Origin of the sequence: Photobacterium sp., from assembly GCF_033720175.1 — a bacterium.
GTDB lineage: Bacteria > Pseudomonadota > Gammaproteobacteria > Enterobacterales > Vibrionaceae > Photobacterium.
Window position 1 is genome coordinate 19,456 of the sequence record NZ_JAWWDA010000001.1, and the last position, 18,247, is coordinate 37,702.

Consider the following 18,247-nt stretch of genomic DNA (forward strand, 5'->3'; position numbering starts at 1 on the left):
GATTGATAATAACGGAGAGCATGATGCTCTCCGTTTTTGATTGTCTTCGCAATAATGATGATTGCAGCGATGCCTTTTAGTTTTCGTTTCTTGTTATGGAATCGGATACCCCGTATTTTCCTTAGCACAATTATTCATATCAACATCACTGATAATGCAATGGATATGCTGAAGATTAATGAGGCGGACAGTATCACTGACTATTTCTTTGTGAATTTTAATTATCATCTTTAAGTTGTTATTTGTTTTACTCAAGGGTTTATGGCGATTTCTTTGTGAACTTTAATTATCATCTTTAAGTTGTTATTTGCTTTACTCAAGATTCCTGACGATTTCTTTGTGAATTTTAATTATCATCTTTAAGTTGTTATTTGCTTTACTCAAGGATTTATGGCGACTCCTTTGTGAACATTAACTCTCATGTTTAATTTATTATTTGCTTATTATTAATGGTATTTTTAATCCTCTTACCAGTAACAATCATTGTACATGCTGGATATTTACCCATGTCAATTATGAATTATCAGTCTAACCAACCAGTACTGATTTTTGATTAAACCCTATCTTTCAATAAAAACAAAACACTGGAATTACAACTTTTATTTTTAAACACTCACATTACAGAGCAGCCACAACAGACCTCAAGATGTTGATTTGAATGACTTAACTATCCTTTGATGTTATCCAAGCCCTTTAAAGTTACAGCGCCAGAGGTGGTCTCTTGCCAAAGATTACTTAATCAGCATACTCTTCCCAACAATAAAATGAACATAATATTGATTTTAATCAATTGCAAAATTGAGCTTTATTAACTATCTACTTTACCTTCCCTATAGTATTAAGGTTACAGATGGTTTATTTGATATGTATATAGATAACTATGATTAAGATCGAATTATTTTTTTATTCTCGTGCTATTTTAATTAGGGTTGAGGAATTTAGTGATGATCGAATGATTTTGATTAAATCAATTTATAAATTAAGTAACGATTAAATTAATAAGCTTCGATTAAATAAGCAAACAAAAGACACATTGGCCTGCTTAATTCAAAAAGTAGCAAACTGGGGGTAGCATGAAGAATGGACTCAAATTTAGTCGGTTGGGTGTAATAGCCCTGCTTAGTTTATCGTTACTAGCCTGCGGTGGTGATGGGGATGGTGGGGATAATAATAATGATGGCGGTAAAGAAGTCATTGTGCCCGTTGTCGAGGTTGCAGAACGGGCACTTGTCACAATAAATTCGGTCGCGGAAAATACCGACCACACTGTCACTGTTCACTTCAGTGCAACCAATGAAAATGATATTGCATTAATTGGCTTGAGCGAACCACGCTTTACGGTTGCCAAGTTAGTACCTGAACAAGATGGTAAACCAAGCGAATGGGTGAGTTTAATCAACAAAGTGGCAACTAGCGCAATTGACGATACAACTAAAGAATTACAAGCAACTTATGATCGCGATAGTAAAAATGAAGAAGGTCGTTTTACTGATAACGGAAATGGAACTTACAGCTTTAAGCTAAAAGAAACGGTGTTAGCAGCGGTTAATCCACTCACTGGCGCTTCCATTGCGTGGGATGCTAATGCGACTCACCGTGTGGGTATGCAGATTTCTGGTAACTCGAATAATACGATTAACGCGACTTACGACTGGGTACCTTCCGGTAATGGGCTAGTTGACGAACGTAATATCGTGGACACTGCAACCTGTAATAATTGCCATGGTGAACTGAAATTACATGGTAGCCGTGTAGAGACTAAATACTGTGTAACGTGTCATAACCCGGGGAGCACCGACCCGGAATCAGGCAATAGCGTCGACTTTACGCCAATGGTCCATAAAATTCACCGTGGTGTCGAATTGCCAAGTATGCTTGCCAAAGGTGATGGTGCTGTCTACGAGATTATTGGCTATAAAGGTTCAGCTCATACTTATGCGAAGAATGATGGCAAGCTTGATAAATACGGTAATCCAATTGTTGATGGGGTTGAATTTCCGCAAGACATCCGTAACTGTAGTAACTGTCATACTGCGGCCAACGAGGCAACACCACAGGGCGATAGCTGGAAGCTTAATGCAAGTTTAGACGCCTGTACCTCTTGTCATGATGATATTGCCTTCACTCAGGAAGAACTCAATCAGGACGTATGGAAACGTCAGCATCCGAATGGCTTTGTAGATCTCGACACTTGTACCAGTTGTCATGGCGCTAATTCAGGCAATATCTCTCCGGCATTTGCGCATGAAACCGTGCGCAGTCAAGCAAAATCTGCAGCGGACAACTTAAGCATCAGCTTTGCACGTGTTGAGCGTAAAGATCCTGGTTTAATCGAAGTGGATGTATTAATTAAGCTATATGGCGCTGGTATTGCCGGTTTTGAAAAATTAGTAGGTACTGCCGATATTAGTTTTGATTCGGTTAAAGATGAATATAAGTATGATTATCCAGATAGCATGCTACTTTCCAAGAAAGGTTACCTATTAGTTAATAACGATCAAGGGGAAGGTTTCAAACTCAGTTATGGTGCGATTCAAGTTCATCTTGAACCCACTTATGATAAAAATACGGGCATAAAAGATGAGGCTTGTAAGCCCGCCGGTACTGGTATCTTTACCTGTACAATCGTCGATCCCGGAACAACCGGTGTATTGTCACTGGTGACCACGGAAATGCCAATCTGTGCTAATGGCAAATCCGCAGGAGGTGATTTAATCGCATGTAATGCGGTCGAAAATGCCTACACCCAAGTAGAAGTCGTTCCGGCGCATAATGTCAAAGCCTATTACAACCTCAGCGACTTGAGTCCAGCGACCGACTATGTTGAGAAGTTTGGTGCTGATATGGCAAGTTGTACGAATTGCCACAATGATGATGGTTTCCATATAACCCGTCACGGCGCGACTGATTCAGCAGAATGCACCAACTGTCACAACGCAACCCGTTCTTCTTTCTACGCAGGGCGTCCAGCGGATCTGAAATCACATGTGCATACTTTGCACGCCAATAATGATTCATCTCACCCGATGGATTCTTACCCCGCTGATATTGCAACCTGTACTGCCTGCCATACCGACGATCAGTACGATGTACCTTTATCAATGAATACTCGTTCTTCTGCAGGTGGTGGTGTTTATACCAGCGCAACCGTGACAGTTTGTGCTAGCTGCCATATCAAAGATATGCCTGTGGGCTTGATTGATGCTGTCGGCACGATGGATGAAACACGTAAAGCCGGCTTGTCGGCTGATGATATTGCCGCTAATGAGAAAGTCATTGCCCACATGATTGAAACCGGTGGTTTATTTGGTCAGGCATCGATGGCTGAGGCCGATACGGCTCCCGAACTGTGTGCTGGTTGTCATGCCAAAGGTGAAGCTAAAGGAGTGGATGTTACTCACGGACTTTAATGCACGATAACAAAGGAGGGGCCTCCCCTCCTTTTTCTCTCCGTTAGTTGGTTACAAGGAAAGTTTATGATGCGGGTCGCTCATCTGATTATGATGATGTTGCTGTGGTTTGGTTGGACATCCTGTGCGATTGCAGCAGAATCACAACCGCTGAGCCAAGATCAGCAAATTGAATATTTAGTTGATAAGTTTTCAATTGGGAAATACTCCAGAAATGGCGCCGACAGCTGCCTTGCATGTCATGGCGAAGATAAAAAACGTGATGCATCCGGACTCTTTGAAGGTGCACATGGTAGCCTGACTCACCCCGACTCACCAATGCAAGACTTACAATGTGAGTCGTGCCATGGACCAAGGGGAATACACCCTAAGAGTGTTACTATTGCGGGTACCAAATACCGCGATCCAATGTTAACTTTCGACCCAAGCTCGCCATTAACGAGTGAGCAAAAAGACGGAGTCTGTTTAGGTTGCCATGACGACCAGCACCGTCAGGGGTGGGAGGCCAGTGTTCACCAAACAGAAGAGATTGCCTGTGTTGATTGTCATCAAATCCATACCGGCAATGATCCTATGTTGGTTAAAGAGAGCTTGAATCAAGCCTGCACCAACTGCCATACCGATATTAAAAGAGACTTGCACAAACGTTCCCGCCATCCGCTTCGAAAAGGCGAACAGCAGTGTACTGATTGTCATACCCCCCATAGTTCAGATAACCCTTCAAGCTTGACACGTTTCACTCTCAACGAAACCTGTTTCGATTGCCATGCAGAGAAACGGGGGCCATTTTTATGGGAACATCAACCGGTCACTGAAGATTGTGCCCTTTGTCATGCGCCACACGGGTCGAATAACCCTGCATTGTTAGAGCAGCGTATGCCGCAGCTCTGTCAAAACTGCCATAGCTCAGCACATACAGGAGGAGCAATAACCGGACCGGACAACGCTAATGTCGGTGGCAAGAGTTGTTTGAATTGCCACAATGTTATTCACGGATCAAATCACCCGTCAGGGAAGGCGTTGCAACGCTAAGGAGATGCATCATGACTAGGAATCATTCATCTGTTTCACTCTCCCTCTCGGCAGTTGCGATGGCTGTGATAACGGCAAGTTCACCCAGTTGGGCGCTAGATATGACTTTTAGCCCCAAAGGGGTGACCAAGGAGATCAACCAGAAAAGATGGATCTGTAAAAGATGCCGTTCAAAAGTACAGTCAGAGGGGCAGATTGAAGTGGGGGTCGGTGTTGTCAGCAACAGTGCCTATGCTTTTCGTAACCTAGTACCCAGTAATAATGGCGAGGGTGCGATTGCGATCCTGTCGGGTGGTGGTAAGAAGATCAATGAGTCTGGTTCATCAACTAAAATTGAAGTAACTGATCTTGGCTTAGAACGCTTTCGTATTGCTGCGGGCTACCAAAGTGCCGGTCACGGTGGAGCAGAAATCAGTTATCAAGAGCTACCGCGTTATTATTCAAATCAGGCATTAACCCCCTATGTTGCCGTGGCTGAGCAAGCTAAGCTTCCGGCAGATTGGCAACCGGAAAGCACTACCGGCGGTATGACCACATTAAATCAAAGCCTGCAGCCTAAAGAGCTAAAATTGCTACGAAAGAGACTTATAATCAACAGTGATTTTCGCAGCGATGCTAGCTTGCGCCCTGAACTGAAAGTACGTTTGGAAAAACAAACGGGCCAACGGGTTTCATCCGGATTTTTGGGAACAGGCACGACAAACTGGGTCACACCGGTCGACCAACAGACACTGGTGATGGATGCCGGACTGACCAAAACCAGTGAAAACGGATTGTTGGGTCTTACTTATGACGGCTCTTTATATAAGAACCAGCTAGATTCCCAGAATTGGCAAAATCCCTATACTGTGTTCATTTCAGGTACTGAATATGGTCAACTTGGCGAAACACCTGATAATCAGGCTCATCAGCTAAGTATAAACGGACGCTATCGGTGGTTATCAAGCCAAATTAGTGCGCGTTTTGCCTATGGCTTACAGATTCAAGATCAAGCTTTTGATCCGTATACAGTCAACGACAGCTTACTGACGACACTGCTACCCGCACAATCAGCTGATGCCGAAGTACAAACCATTAATGCCGATATCAATGCAAGTCATCGGATCAATAGAGAGTGGCGTTTGACGGCCAGGCTCAAAGTTCAAGATCGCGATAATCAAACCAAGATTTATCAGTTTACCCCCGTTGTTGCAGATACTTTTGTTGGCAGCAGTTCGAGTAACCAAGCTTATAGTTATCGCCGAGAAAGTGGAGCTTTGACGGCTCACTATAAAGGCTGGCAAGAGTTTCCGATAAAATTGGGTTATGAATATCAAACTTTTCATCGTAGTTTAGGCGAGCGAGAAGATACACATGATCACCAACTGTGGTTAGGCATAAAGTCCAAGCGTTGGCAGTCGGTTGTGGCTGACGCGAAATTGATCGCCGCTCGTCGAGGCGGTTCAGATTTTACCGAGTTAGCTGATAATCAATCAGATCACCTTCGCCGTTATAATCTTGCAGATCGCGATTTGCTTGAGGCGCGTTTAAGTGCTGATTGGCAGGTGACTGACAGCGTATCGTCTTTATTTAAAACCCGTTTCGCCGAAGAGCATTATAATGATACTGAAGTGGGTTTAACCGACCATAATCGATTTTCTGTCGATTGGGACTGGAATTGGCAGGTTAGTGAGCTAAGTTCGCTTTACACCGGGTTTGGCTATCAGCGCTTGCGTTATAAACAGACTGGTGCCAACTCAAGTGGTAACCCTTCATGGCAAGGTAAGCTTGATGACCGGACTTACAGTCTGATGTTCGGAGGGGATGCCAAAGGACTGTGGCTTCAACCGCTGGATATTGGTTTGGACTATGTTTTGTCGTATGGAGCCAATCAACAGAGTATCGAATTAAATATAAACACTGGCAATGGTTATCCTGATAATTACTATCGAAATCATACTGTTAATGGCTGGGCTACTTATCAACTGTCTACGGAGGCTAAAATCAGATTCGACGTGATTTATGAACATGTCGACGATCGAGACTACTACTGGTCAAACAGTCAACCTGATAGCTTGCCTACAGTGTTAACGCTGGGCAATCTTAGTCAGAATTATTCGACCTGGTATGCGGGTGTTTCTTATAACCATAGTTTTTAAAACGGAGAGCCATATGCTCTCCGTTTATGTTCGTTTGCAATGTTGTTCCGGTTTCTCTCAACGATTGATATTATCAGCGACTCATCCCAAAACGCTCTGCAATGTCATCAGAACCGCGTAGTTGGGCACTTAAATAGAATAACCCTCCGCTTGCCAATAACAGAGCAATGAGTGTTATTGGCCCTAAACTGAAGAAATCCGTTACCGGGCTGTCACCGACTAAAATGTTAAATGGCAGATGATAGATGTCGCTGAGAAAATCACCTACGCGACTTGAACCAAATACCATATAGGTCAGCAGGTTTATCATCAGCACAGCGACAAATAACGAAATCAATGGATGACGGGTGATCTGCGACAGTACCAGCAATAAGCAGGCTATCGGTAATAAGGCCAAACTGACAAAGATCATTCGACCGAGAAATTCAAACCAATGCGATACCATCGCCAATAAGCTCATTGATGCTGATGCCTGCATATCGACGGGTAACAGCCAACTTCCTAACAGCCATACGATCAAATCTGAAAACAGCAATAATAATGAAGCAATACACGGAATAACAATTAGCGCAAAAATCAGTTTTACGGCTATCGCCAACTGATCTGTAACGGGCATTGAACGCCAAAACATCAAGCTTCCTTCCTGACGCTCCTTACGTAAAGTTTTCGGCATATAGGCAAAAAAAGACAGCACCGAAACCATTCCAGCCACGATAACATTCACCTTACCAATGATCCCGGCAAAGCCGGTGACAGCCGCTAAACCAGTCCAGGTATAATCACCTGATATTTCGAAATAAAAATGACTGTTGTCACCACTCATTAGCAGGGCAAACATAACCACAGCGAATATTCCAAGAAAGATAGGCAGTCGAGTCACGAGTTTATGCTCAATTAGCTCTTTCTCCAGCATATAAATAACAGGGCTCACTTCACGGCCTCCTGCTGTTTTGCAATAAATATATCGGCCAGACCTGGTTGCGATACTTTGCCATATGGCATCAAGGCTTCCCGCGACACATTTTCGAATAATAATGAATGCTGGCCCAGGCCCGACTTTTGATATATCGGCTTAAATAGCTGTGCTTGTGCCAGATTGTGCGGATCTACCGTCAGCAATGAGTATTGCGCTTCCACTTTCTCTAACGGTGCCTGTAAGACCATCTCACCTTTGCGCAAAACCAATACGTCGCTTAACAAGTGTTCAATTTCAGACACCTCGTGACTGGCAATAATCAAAGCGCGCTCCCCATCATGAAACCATTCCATCAAATACCGATAGAAAGTATCTCGGTAGATTAAATCCAGGCCTAACGTGGGTTCATCCAGAATCAGTACCTTTGCATCGGTCGACATTACCACCGCCAGATGCAACTGCACTTTCATTCCCTTCGATAGACTGCCAATTTTACTACTGTCTTTAATATCTGTTTTATTGAGAAAATCCCTCATTCTCTCAAGCTCAAAATGTGGGTGAACACCCGACATGTACTTCAGTAACTGAGATACCGTCATCCACTCAGGTAATACTGCGACATCAGAAATATATGCCAGGTTCTCAACAATACGCGCTCGATCTTTTTTAGGTGATAACCCAAATATCGTCAACTCGCCATCATAGTCATTGGCGCCCAGCAAGGACTTAATCAACGTCGATTTACCTGCACCATTATGCCCCAGTAAACCTAATATCTGGCCAGCTTTTAATTCAAAGCTAATGTTCGATAATGCCTGTTGCTGCCGATAAGTCTTACCCAGTTTTTCAGCTTTTATTAATACGTCCACGTCTTACACTACCTGATTCTATATTGTTCAAGTGCCTGAACCAGTTCATCAGCTGATAAACCGATTCTGTTTAATTTCTCAGCCAATTCAGGAAGCTCTTTATTAAGGAAATACTGCTTCTGACTTTTTCGAATCATCTCAACAGCACCCGTTAATACAACCATCCCCTGCCCGCGTTTTTTCTCTATGAACCCTTGTTCAACTAACAGCTGGTATCCTTTCATTACTGTCAGATGATTGATTTTCAGATCAGCCGCCACTCCCCGAACCGAAGGTAACATACTCCCTTCGGGCCAGATACCATCGGCGATCTGCCCGATAATACGTTGGCTTAATTGTTTATAAATCGGCTGTTCATCGCCCCAGTCATTCATCTGCTAACTCATCAACCACAACCACTGCTATAGTGATATATAACACCAAAACAAAAAGAAACCAAGACTGATATACCAAACCACGATGAAGAGTACAAAAAAGACAGGAAGTGCCAATATATGGCTAAGCAACGTCAATTAGCAGAGTGCATCAACAGTTTCCAAAGGAAACTTTGAATCATGTCTCTGAAGTGGTTTGCCATATAAAGAGGGGAAAGCAGAAAACGATATGATAAGGCGCTTAAATAATCGGTTAGGCGCCCTAGTCAAAATATTTCAATATGGGAGAATATCGGTCATCGACGGTTTCACCCAATACACAATCACAAAAAAACACATACAAAAAAGCGAAGAGAATCTCACTTCAACCAGCAGAATTAAGGGTATTAATAAACACCCAAAAAATCAATTCGGGTTCTCATATATCTATGTATGTAATATTAGGCATTACAATAAATACCAACAGTTAATGGCAACTATGAAAATTAATGTGTCATAGTCCAATAACAATCAAAGATTGCTAAATGCGTTAAAACCTCAACGTATGTGAGTAAGCCATTGGCTTTGCGTAGGATTGTGTAAGAAAACTGGCTATTAGTTTAAAAAATCATTCATCTTTCGCGAGTAGTTCATCTGGCTGGACCCCGTCTTTCTCCATTAATGCCAGAATTTCATTCATTCGCACCTGACGTGCATCTTCTTTAAATTCATGCAATACAGCAATAAGGTTATTAATCTTATGCAGAGGCATCCGCTTAATCACCGCTTTCTGGCGACCTGGGACTTCATCTGCAAAATCAATCAGAACCTGACGGTAATCAGTACGCTCTTCTTTTATACCGCTTCCCGACTCAACATTTTTTAACATTGCACTCAGCGCTTTTTCTGCAGCTGCAAAATTATCCATGAAATACCTCTTAAATCATACGAAGCAACCACTCAGAGTTTGGCAAAACTCAAAGGATTGTATTAATAATATTCCCTACAATAGAAACATTCCAGTGCAGGTAAACTTGTTCTAGAAAGTGTCAAATTAAATAAATTAACAACCTCATATGAAAGGAGAGGTTGGTAAAGGCCTTGCCAACGCACAAACCAACCAAGGCTGATGCCTGGTTACCTTGTAATTATAATTGATATTTGTGGTTTGATGCCAAAAAGACAGTCAATTTAAGCAAATATACCCTCAGAAAAGGTTTATGTGAACTTAATTTTATCTGAAACAGATAAATAATCCCAAAAATCTCATGCCGTGACAAGATTCTTCAAAGCTGGCACTCAGCGATCAAATAGTTCTATTGTCTTTCCAGCCGATAGCCTCTCATGATGAGTTTTAAGTTGTGCCGTCGCTGACCAATAAATAATACAAAGGCCTATAAGGTCAAAACTGCAGTGTTCTGCATCACTAATTTTAACTTTTCCACGAAGTACTTCAAGTAATGAGTATGCAAGCTGCGTAAGCTTTGATAACCTTCATTAAGCAACATACAGCATGCCTTTTTGGCGGACATTAGCGCAGTTTGGTAGCGCACAACTCTGGGGGAGTTGGGGTCGCTGGTTCGAATCCAGTATGTCCGACCAAAAAGCCATCCTCATTTCAGAACACTATTTCATAGCCTACTCTTCGACTTCCATCGCATTGATTAAACATTGCTAGCACGAGCCGCAGCTCAACGGTAAGATACCTCTTTATATGCAATTAATACCGCTTGTAAAATTTGCAAATATGGTAACCCTGTCTCAAAACTCTACTATATCTCCCAATTTCATTTTCACAGTACAGCAAACTAAAAAAACTCGTAGTACTATTTATAGACTTAATAAAGACATACTAATCATAAGAGGATAATACTATGGGGGATATTCCCAAGTGTGACGTATGCGGCCAGTCAGACGAGTATCTTGTGACCAATAAAGGTATCTTCATCTGTGTTTGCGGTCATCAGTTCTATATAGGAGAAGACCCACAATCGGCCACGCTAAAGCAACCAAGTGGCTACCTTAAAGCAGTACAATCACACTATGTTCACTAATCAATTAGCGATAGCAAACAAGAACGGTCAAAACCCTTCAGGTTTAATAATAGACAATAAACACTTTTAACTCGTAAAACCCAGAATAAAGGCTGCGAATCCCATTACATTGCCGTGGGAACCAAACAATCTCTGCTCCCTAATCCGGAGCGCTTTCCTCCGTAATATCCTTGTCATTCAGGATAATCACCGCCCTCACAATATTACTCATGTTGAATACAAAAAATTCACCCAATCCGTCACTCTCGATTAAGTTGTTACATATATATGACAAAACATGCGGCTTTATCCAGCGATTAAGTCCGTATTTTTGGTTAAAGACGGGTTAAATAACCGTTAAAGTCAGCTGTACAGCGTTTTTAATCACAAATTTATCCGCATTCACAAAAAACACCAACCATATGATTTTTAAGTTTTTTTGAAGAAAAACCTTATTCTTAATGCATTTGTTGCATTACAATCATTCAAAAATTGTGATCAATGTCGCACTGGAAAATCAGGATTTCATGCTAACTTTCAGCGCCTTCTTTAGGCGATACTATCGATTCGATGTTTCACATTTGTAAATGCAACGGGTTGATCGACCTGTTCATCTGTGAGCAATAACAAAATATAAATCCAGAATCGTATTCACGAACAGTCACTGAAATTGACGTTCCAGTTCGCTCAATCAGCAAATTGCTGACTGAGCCTTAGTTACAGGAAAATTTTATGAGTGTTATGAATCAGACTTGGTTAACATCACTGAACGACAGCCTGATGAGTGTCATCGGTGCTATTAACAGTGTTCTATGGGGCCAACTTATTGTTTACCTACTTGTTGGTGTAGGTATCTACTTCACTTTCCGTTTGGGCTTCATTCAAATCCGACAGTTCCGGCATGCCATTACTGTATTAAATACCGGTAAAAAAACTGAAAACGGTATCAGTTCTTATCAGGTGTTCTGCACCTCGATGGCTGCACGCGTTGGTACTGGTAACATGGCAGGCGTTGCCGTTGCGCTTACCGTAGGTGGTCCAGGTGCTATTTTCTGGATGTGGATGATGGCCCTTTTCGGTATGTCGACGGCTTTTATCGAGTCAACACTTGCTCAGGTATATAAAGTTAAAGACGTTGATGGCCAATACCGTGGTGGTCCAGCATACTATATGGAAAAAGGGCTCGGTCAGCGTTGGATGGGCTCACTCTTCTCTGTGTTCCTGATCATCGCTTTCGGCCTCGTATTCAATGCGGTGCAAGCCAACACTATCACCGATGCACTGAACCACTCTTTCGGCTTCGATAAAACCGTTATGGGTGTGATCATTGTTATCGTATCGGCCTTTTTCATCATGGGTGGTATTAGCAAAATAGCAAAAGCATCAGCACGCATCGTACCCGTAATGGCTGTAGGCTATCTTGCAATTGCGCTTCTTATTGTCGCTCTCAACATCACTGAACTCCCTGCGGCCATTATGCTCATCGTTAAGAGTGCATTTGGCTGGCAAGAAGCTGCAGCTGGTGGTGTGGCTTATACGATTTCTCAGGCAATGCAAAGCGGTATTGCCCGTGGTCTGTTCTCGAATGAAGCCGGTATGGGTTCTGCTGCTAACATTGCAGCAAGTGCGACACCAAACCCTAACCACCCTGCGTCACAGGGCTTCGTTCAGATGCTAGGTGTCTTTGCTGATACGATTGTTATCTGTACCGCATCGGCAGCAATGATTATGTTATCTGGCGTCATGGATCAACCGGATGCCGCTTCAGGTATCGGCCTGCTTCAGCAAGCACTAACCAGCGAGCTAGGCGGTTGGACGACATACTTCATGGCAGCAGCCATTATCCTGTTCTGCTTCTCGTCTATCATTGCTAACTACAGCTATGCTGAAACGAACATCATGTTCTTTAATGGCAACAGCAAAAAAGGCCTGTTCGTCTTCCGCCTGACAGTACTGGCAATGGTGATGTTTGGCTCTGTGGCTTCTCTGCCTGTGGTTTGGAACCTGGCTGATGCCTCTATGGGTTTGATGGTACTGATTAACGTTGCGGCGCTGATCATGTTGTCTAAACTGGCAATCAAAGTGATCAAAGATTACGAAGTTCAGCTTAAAGCGGGTAAAACGCCAGAATTCGACCGCTCTAAGTTCCCAGAACTGGATGAACTGGACGGTGCGTGGCATCCAGAAGGTGCTGAGCCAGTAGCAGCAACGAAGTAAGCTATCGCTTAAATCTGATTTAGCGCGGACATAATAAAAAGCCAGCAGAAATGCTGGCTTTTTATTACCCGTTAAACGCTTAATCAAATACCTGGTTACTGAAGTGCAAACATTTTGCGTCATCCATCAGCTGGATAAACCCATCTTTCTTCAATTGCATTAAGTAAGCATGATCACCCGCTTCAAGGTAAAGTTCTGGCTGTTCCAACAGACATTCATCGTAAACCCTATCCATATGGTAGGCTTGCGCAACCGGGGGAACCGCGCCGTGTTCACAGTCTTTAAATAATTCAAAAACGTCTTCTTCTTTCATCAGATGGAGCTGCCGGTTCAATTCTTCACTTAATGTGCTTAAATTAATTTTATGACTGGCAGGTAAAATGGCCATCAACTTGCGGCTTTCATGATCTTCAAGTATCACCGCTTTGACAACTTGAGTTAACGGGATATTAGATGCAATGGCCGAACTCAGGGAATTAAAGCTCCTTGCGTGTTTCAGTAACTCATAATGAACATGGGCTTTATCCAGATATGCACTCACTCTTGGTACGACACTCATGAGTTGTTCTCCTTTAATAAAGTAGCCCTAAAATTATAGTTCGCAGAAAATAAAATGCGCCGCTATATCGGTGAGGCTTGTTACCGATAAATAATTAATATTAAAGTCTTTTAGTTTCAGCTGTTCTTCCGGTGAGCGCGATCAAAACAGATTACCTTGAACCCAAAAGACTTCAGGGTGCAGTGTTCGGCGCCAACATAATTATTTAGACCGGGATATAAACAGCCTACGCCCTCGATTATCACTGGGGGGAGTAGTAAGCAGAATGATTACATTTATCTATGTCTTCAATATATTTGATATTACCTTATTAACAACAAAAATAATGAACTATGAAAAGGACTCTCTCTACCTTTGCTCTAATGGCGGCTCTGCCTGCCACAGCCCTACCTGTGATGGCCGCTCCATCGATCACTGTCGCCACCCCGACCAATAGTCGCGACTATCCCTTGTCTGCTGACAGCCCATTGGTCGTACCGCTCAATAAAGCTGACTACACCCTGACAGTCTCAGATCTGACAGGCGACTGCATCGCGGAGCCAGTGGCAAAAGTAAAATTTAACCAACCGTTGGGGCTTAACTGTGGTGAAAATACCGTACTGCCCATAAAGATTCGTTTTTCTGGTGACTATGCATTTCATTTCGATGCCAACGCCAAGACTCTGCTGATTAAACGCCAGCCTAAGCAAAGCAAAACCGAATTCAAGCGGCCACTGCCAAAAGTTAGCTGCGATATTTATGCCGGAGGAGAAATCTCAGTCAGCTTGGAAGATTCTTTCCCGGACGGTACCTGGTTGCGTGATACATACAGCGGAAATAAGGCCCAGGTCAAAAACGGGCAAATCACTTTAACACCTGCCGCAGAGAGTGGCGGTCTGTTACTGCTTGAGCCCGTAAAGAAGATCAAGCCAGAATCTCAGAGCTTTGAATGGCGCAACGCCAATATCTACTTTGTTATGGTCGATCGCTTTAACAACGGCAACACTGAAAACGACCACAGCTATGGCCGCAAGAAAGACGGTAAAGACGAAGTGGCCACTTTCCATGGCGGCGATCTGGCGGGTATCACCGCGAAACTGGATTACATCAAAAGCCTGGGGACAAATGCTATCTGGCTCTCGCCTATTGTCGAGCAAGTCCATGGCTTTGTCGGTGGCGGTGAAAGCGGATCCTTCCCATTTTATTCTTATCATGGCTACTGGACACGTGATTTCACCCGGCTTGATGCCAACTTTGGCAGCGAGGAGGATTTAAAAACCTTAGTAACAGAAGCCCACAAGCGCGGTATTAAGATTTTAATGGATGCGGTTATCAACCACCCCGGCTATTCCACCCTGGCGGATCTTCAAAATCAAGGGATAAAGGTCATTGCCGCTGAATCGGAATTGCCATCAAACTGGGGCGACTGGAAACCGGGCAAGGGAGAGAGTTGGCACAGTTATCATAAAAACATCGATTATTCGTCACCTAACTGGGCAAACTGGTGGGGTGGCGACTGGGTGCGTGCAGGATTACCGGGCTACCCTGCCCCGGGCTCTGGCGATCTGACTTTAACCTTAGCTGGCTTGCCTGATTTCAGAACCGAAGCACAAGACTTTGTAAATCCGCCGCAATGGCTGCTCGATAACCCGGGGACACACGTCGTAAATCGTGCCAACTATCGGGTTGCTGACTATCTGGTTGAATGGCAGTCAGATTGGGTCAAACGCTTTGGTATTGATGGTTTCCGTGTCGATACAGTAAAACACGTCACTGGAGATGTGTGGAAACAGCTAAAACGACAGGCCACCGCCAGCCTGGATACGTGGCGAACAAACAACAAGGTTGAGAGTAACACCCCATTTTGGATGATGGGAGAAGTGTGGGGGCACGGCCCTAGCCGTAGTTTTTACTATGACGATGGTTTTGATGCGCTGATCAACTTTGACATGCAGAAAAAGGTCGACCCAGGGGCGTTCTGTTTCAGTGAAATGGCCGATACCTATCAATACTATGCCGATTCCCTGGCTAAGCATCAGGATTTTAATGCGGTCAGCTATTTATCCTCCCACGATACTGAATTGTACTTTAATCGCTATAAATCCTTTGAAATGCAGCGTGGCGCGGCGACAGCACTACTGCTGTCTCCTGGCGCAGTTCAAGTATACTACGGTGATGAAGTTGCTCGTGAGCATGGCCTTTATGCCGATGATTTCCATCATGGTACCCGCTCTGACATGAACTGGACGCCCGATGCTGAGCGCCAGAGTTTACTCAAACACTGGCAAAAACTGGGGCAATTCCGCCAGAGCCATCCCGCAATAGGCGCCGGTAAACCTAAAGTTCTGGCGCAAAATCAAGGCTACGCCTTCAGCCGCGAGTTGGATGGCGACAAAGTTGTTGTCGTATTTGCAGGTAAACAAAAATAAGCCCGAGCTGATTAAACCTATTTCAAGACCTGCTACCTTATCAATAAATCAAGCCAGCTATTTAGCACTTAGCTGGCTTGATTTAAAACAGTAAAGCCCGTCAGCCTAGTCAGAAAATACATGCTGCAGCTGCTGATTCACAGTCTTTTTATCAAAGGCTTTCGGATCAAAGCCGTCTTCATCCCAGCCAAACCATTCAAGCTGTTCCAGAGCGCCGGCTTCTTTTGATTTATACGCCTCCAATAACTCTTGATAACCGGGTACGCCACCACACTCTTCAGGCGGGCATCTATTTTTCCCAGCGGTCACTACCGGTGTTAAACAATCCCTTTTATTAATTCTTTCCAGGGTAATGGTATGGTGCCAATTATTGCCAAAATCATAGATATAATAAATACTGTCATTAGGTTTCTTTAACAAACTGCCCAGAGGGATGGCAGCAAGCCCGTCAAACCCTTCATCATCGTTATCAATAGCGCCATCAACATTGCCCTCAAAATCTGGTGAATATCGGGTTTTGCCTTTTTGGAACTCAAATAAATGGGCATCGTCCCAGCCCATCACGACCTGAACTGCGGTATGCAAATCAAGCAAACTGCACTTATTGCTGACAGTAAACCGCCGCCATACCGCCGGGCTGACATCATTTAATTCAACCTTAAGCACATACCCGTGCCCCGGTTGCATAGCCAATTTGTTAGTCGCTAAAAATACAGCCTGTTCACCCCTTGCTGATAGTGATCGTTCAGCCAATTGCTCCAGTAACGGCAGCTTCTTACGTTTAAGATCGTTCACCAGAAGATCGTAGGCGCAAAGCATAAAGAGCTTCTCGTCATCAGCCCTCAGTTCCGATTTCAGCTGGTAACGACACAGCAGTCCACTCAGCACCAGACGTTTGGCCAGATAAGACCGATCGGCCAAATAGACCTTATTGATCACATCCCGCACCGTTTTACACCCTGCCGGCAGATCAATTTCTAACCAGGTCTGGATAATAGGATGATCTAAAATCATCGCACTACATGATCGAGCCAAGTTGATCTCACGTTCAGACGGATCGGTCTCAAACTCCTTAATTACATCCAGCAATCTAATCGGTTGTGGCTGGCCCCAGGACAAAGGCACCCGCGCAAGCAGCAACAGTGTTTCAATATCGATCCAGGTACTCGCTTTTTGTCCAACAGCCAGCAACCAGGGAAACACCTTCGCCGGGTAATCCAAAGACACCGCCATAGCATCGACATCTTCTGCTGCCATACTTTTCAGTTGGCGCCACTCTTCCATATCAACGTCAGGACGGTACATTCCATCAACAATCCCCAGATCCAGGCGCAACATCCCGCTCCATATAGAATACTCATTATCCCGCTTTAACAGCAGCATCAGCACTACGGCATCCTGACCATCAGGCATAGAAGCCTGCACTTCTAGCACCTCAGTATCGTTCTCATCGTGTTTTTGTGCCCGAAGAGTGAGACGTTGCCAGCGTTCAAGATCTACTTTCAGGCTGACACCAGCATGGTAGCGAAGAAGGCTAAGATACTTAATATTCGACAGTTTTGACCATTCCCTATCTGGCAGTTGCTGCAAAAAATCCTGAACTTCAACCCTGACATTTTCATCCTGATGAGCAAGTAAGATAACCGCAGCATCCAGATACCAATGAAGTTCCGACACAATACTTAGCAGCTGTGCTACTCCCCCCTCAGGCAGCATGGCTAATTCACTCATCATTAACACCACAAAATCTTCGCCATTTCTAATACCTGACGCATGTATATGGCTTATCAAACCGTCGGGGGAATCGATAACATAGGTGCCGGTGTGATTGTCATTATCGATATAGATTTTCTGCAACCAGCTCATAACCTCTTCCGGGACTGAGACCTGGTGGCTTTTCAACACCCTGACAACCTGATAGGCACAATCAGGATTAATCTTGTCGTCTTCCAGCAGGGCTATCAGAATCGCTGACACTATTTCACTAAACTGCTCAAACATTTCAGGATCATTGCGTTTCAGCAGATAGAAATGGCCTGCTGAATATTCAAGCCACTGCAGCAATAAGTCAAATTCATCACTCTCAACATCATAGGGGCTGGCACACCCCATTGTGACGATATAATTAAGGGATAACGGGCTTTCCAGCAGCAACTGAATATCTTGGGGAAGAACAGACAAATCCTTTGCTGCATTATTCTCAAGATAATCTTCGAAGGCACCTATAAATGTTGATAATTTCACGATATTTGCTCTGCTGTATTGAAATAAGAAGTATTTGTCATAAAGCCCGTAAACCCCTGACTCTAATT

11 protein-coding genes and 1 tRNA gene are annotated in these 18,247 nt (G+C 43.8%); 6 read left to right on the forward strand and 6 right to left on the reverse strand.

Annotation, left to right across the window (positions count from 1 at the left end):
- Window positions 1–1,073 precede the first annotated feature (1,073 nt).
- The 3 genes from R3289_RS00090 to R3289_RS00100 all read left to right on the forward strand — a co-directional run bounded on the left by R3289_RS00090 (window position 1,074) and on the right by R3289_RS00100 (window position 6,580).
- The gene (locus R3289_RS00090) at window positions 1,074–3,410 is read left to right on the forward strand and encodes an OmcA/MtrC family decaheme c-type cytochrome (RefSeq protein WP_318923180.1); all 2,337 of its coding nucleotides are present in this window, start codon (window positions 1,074–1,076) and stop codon (window positions 3,408–3,410) included.
- Between the two features lie 66 nt (window positions 3,411–3,476).
- Window positions 3,477–4,442, forward strand: a complete 966-nt coding sequence (locus R3289_RS00095; protein WP_318923181.1) for a DmsE family decaheme c-type cytochrome — start codon at window positions 3,477–3,479, stop codon at window positions 4,440–4,442.
- Window positions 4,443–4,453: 11 nt separating this feature from the next.
- Window positions 4,454–6,580 carry an MtrB/PioB family decaheme-associated outer membrane protein gene (locus tag R3289_RS00100; protein WP_318923182.1) on the forward strand — a complete coding sequence of 709 codons (2,127 nt, stop codon included), beginning with the start codon at window positions 4,454–4,456 and terminating at the stop codon, window positions 6,578–6,580.
- Between the two features lie 73 nt (window positions 6,581–6,653).
- On the opposite strand, the gene R3289_RS00105 is transcribed toward R3289_RS00100, so the two are convergent.
- The 4 genes from R3289_RS00105 to R3289_RS00120 all read right to left on the reverse strand — a co-directional run bounded on the left by R3289_RS00105 (window position 6,654) and on the right by R3289_RS00120 (window position 9,646).
- The gene (locus tag R3289_RS00105) at window positions 6,654–7,511 is read right to left on the reverse strand and encodes an ABC transporter (RefSeq protein ID WP_318923183.1); all 858 of its coding nucleotides are present in this window, start codon (window positions 7,509–7,511) and stop codon (window positions 6,654–6,656) included.
- A complete protein-coding gene (locus R3289_RS00110) occupies window positions 7,508–8,365 on the reverse strand; it encodes an ABC transporter ATP-binding protein (RefSeq protein WP_318923184.1) in 858 nt (285 codons plus the stop codon). Before R3289_RS00110 ends, R3289_RS00105 begins: the two co-directional genes overlap by 4 nt.
- An 8-nt stretch (window positions 8,366–8,373) precedes the next feature.
- On the reverse strand, window positions 8,374–8,739 hold the full coding sequence (locus tag R3289_RS00115; protein ID WP_318923185.1) for a GntR family transcriptional regulator: 366 nt from the start codon (window positions 8,737–8,739) through the stop codon (window positions 8,374–8,376).
- Window positions 8,740–9,346: 607 nt separating this feature from the next.
- Entirely contained in the window at window positions 9,347–9,646 is a 300-nt protein-coding gene (locus R3289_RS00120; protein WP_318923186.1) for a hypothetical protein, read from the reverse strand.
- A gap of 597 nt (window positions 9,647–10,243) precedes the next feature.
- Between R3289_RS00120 and R3289_RS00125 the strand changes: the two genes are divergently transcribed.
- Window positions 10,244–10,320: transfer RNA gene (locus tag R3289_RS00125), tRNA-Pro, on the forward strand.
- Between the two features lie 1,163 nt (window positions 10,321–11,483).
- Window positions 11,484–12,968: a sodium:alanine symporter family protein gene (locus R3289_RS00130; protein ID WP_318923187.1), complete on the forward strand. Its 1,485-nt coding sequence runs from the start codon at window positions 11,484–11,486 to the stop codon at window positions 12,966–12,968.
- Window positions 12,969–13,047: 79 nt separating this feature from the next.
- Here the strand turns inward: R3289_RS00130 and R3289_RS00135 are convergent, their stop codons facing one another.
- The gene (locus R3289_RS00135; RefSeq protein WP_318923188.1) at window positions 13,048–13,527 is read right to left on the reverse strand and encodes a YbaK/EbsC family protein; all 480 of its coding nucleotides are present in this window, start codon (window positions 13,525–13,527) and stop codon (window positions 13,048–13,050) included.
- Between the two features lie 332 nt (window positions 13,528–13,859).
- Between R3289_RS00135 and R3289_RS00140 the strand changes: the two genes are divergently transcribed.
- Window positions 13,860–15,935 carry an alpha-amylase gene (locus R3289_RS00140; RefSeq protein WP_318923189.1) on the forward strand — a complete coding sequence of 692 codons (2,076 nt, stop codon included), beginning with the start codon at window positions 13,860–13,862 and terminating at the stop codon, window positions 15,933–15,935.
- Window positions 15,936–16,040: 105 nt separating this feature from the next.
- Here R3289_RS00140 and R3289_RS00145 read toward each other — a convergent pair whose 3' ends face one another.
- Entirely contained in the window at window positions 16,041–18,179 is a 2,139-nt protein-coding gene (locus R3289_RS00145) for a plasmid pRiA4b ORF-3 family protein (protein ID WP_318923190.1), read from the reverse strand.
- Window positions 18,180–18,247: the final 68 nt, after the last annotated feature.

Excerpts from the sequence above, each read along its gene's own strand:
- R3289_RS00090 (WP_318923180.1), top strand. The coding sequence starts at position 1,074 with ATGAAGAATGGACTCAAATTTAGTCGGTTGGGTGTAATAGCCCTGCTT.
- R3289_RS00095 (WP_318923181.1), top strand. The coding sequence starts at position 3,477 with ATGATGCGGGTCGCTCATCTGATTATGATGATGTTGCTGTGGTTTGGT.
- R3289_RS00100 (WP_318923182.1), top strand. The coding sequence starts at position 4,454 with ATGACTAGGAATCATTCATCTGTTTCACTCTCCCTCTCGGCAGTTGCG.
- R3289_RS00115 (WP_318923185.1), bottom strand. The coding sequence starts at position 8,739 with ATGAATGACTGGGGCGATGAACAGCCGATTTATAAACAATTAAGCCAA.
- R3289_RS00120 (WP_318923186.1), bottom strand. The coding sequence starts at position 9,646 with ATGGATAATTTTGCAGCTGCAGAAAAAGCGCTGAGTGCAATGTTAAAA.
- R3289_RS00130 (WP_318923187.1), top strand. The coding sequence starts at position 11,484 with ATGAGTGTTATGAATCAGACTTGGTTAACATCACTGAACGACAGCCTG.
- R3289_RS00135 (WP_318923188.1), bottom strand. The coding sequence starts at position 13,527 with ATGAGTGTCGTACCAAGAGTGAGTGCATATCTGGATAAAGCCCATGTT.
- R3289_RS00140 (WP_318923189.1), top strand. The coding sequence starts at position 13,860 with ATGAAAAGGACTCTCTCTACCTTTGCTCTAATGGCGGCTCTGCCTGCC.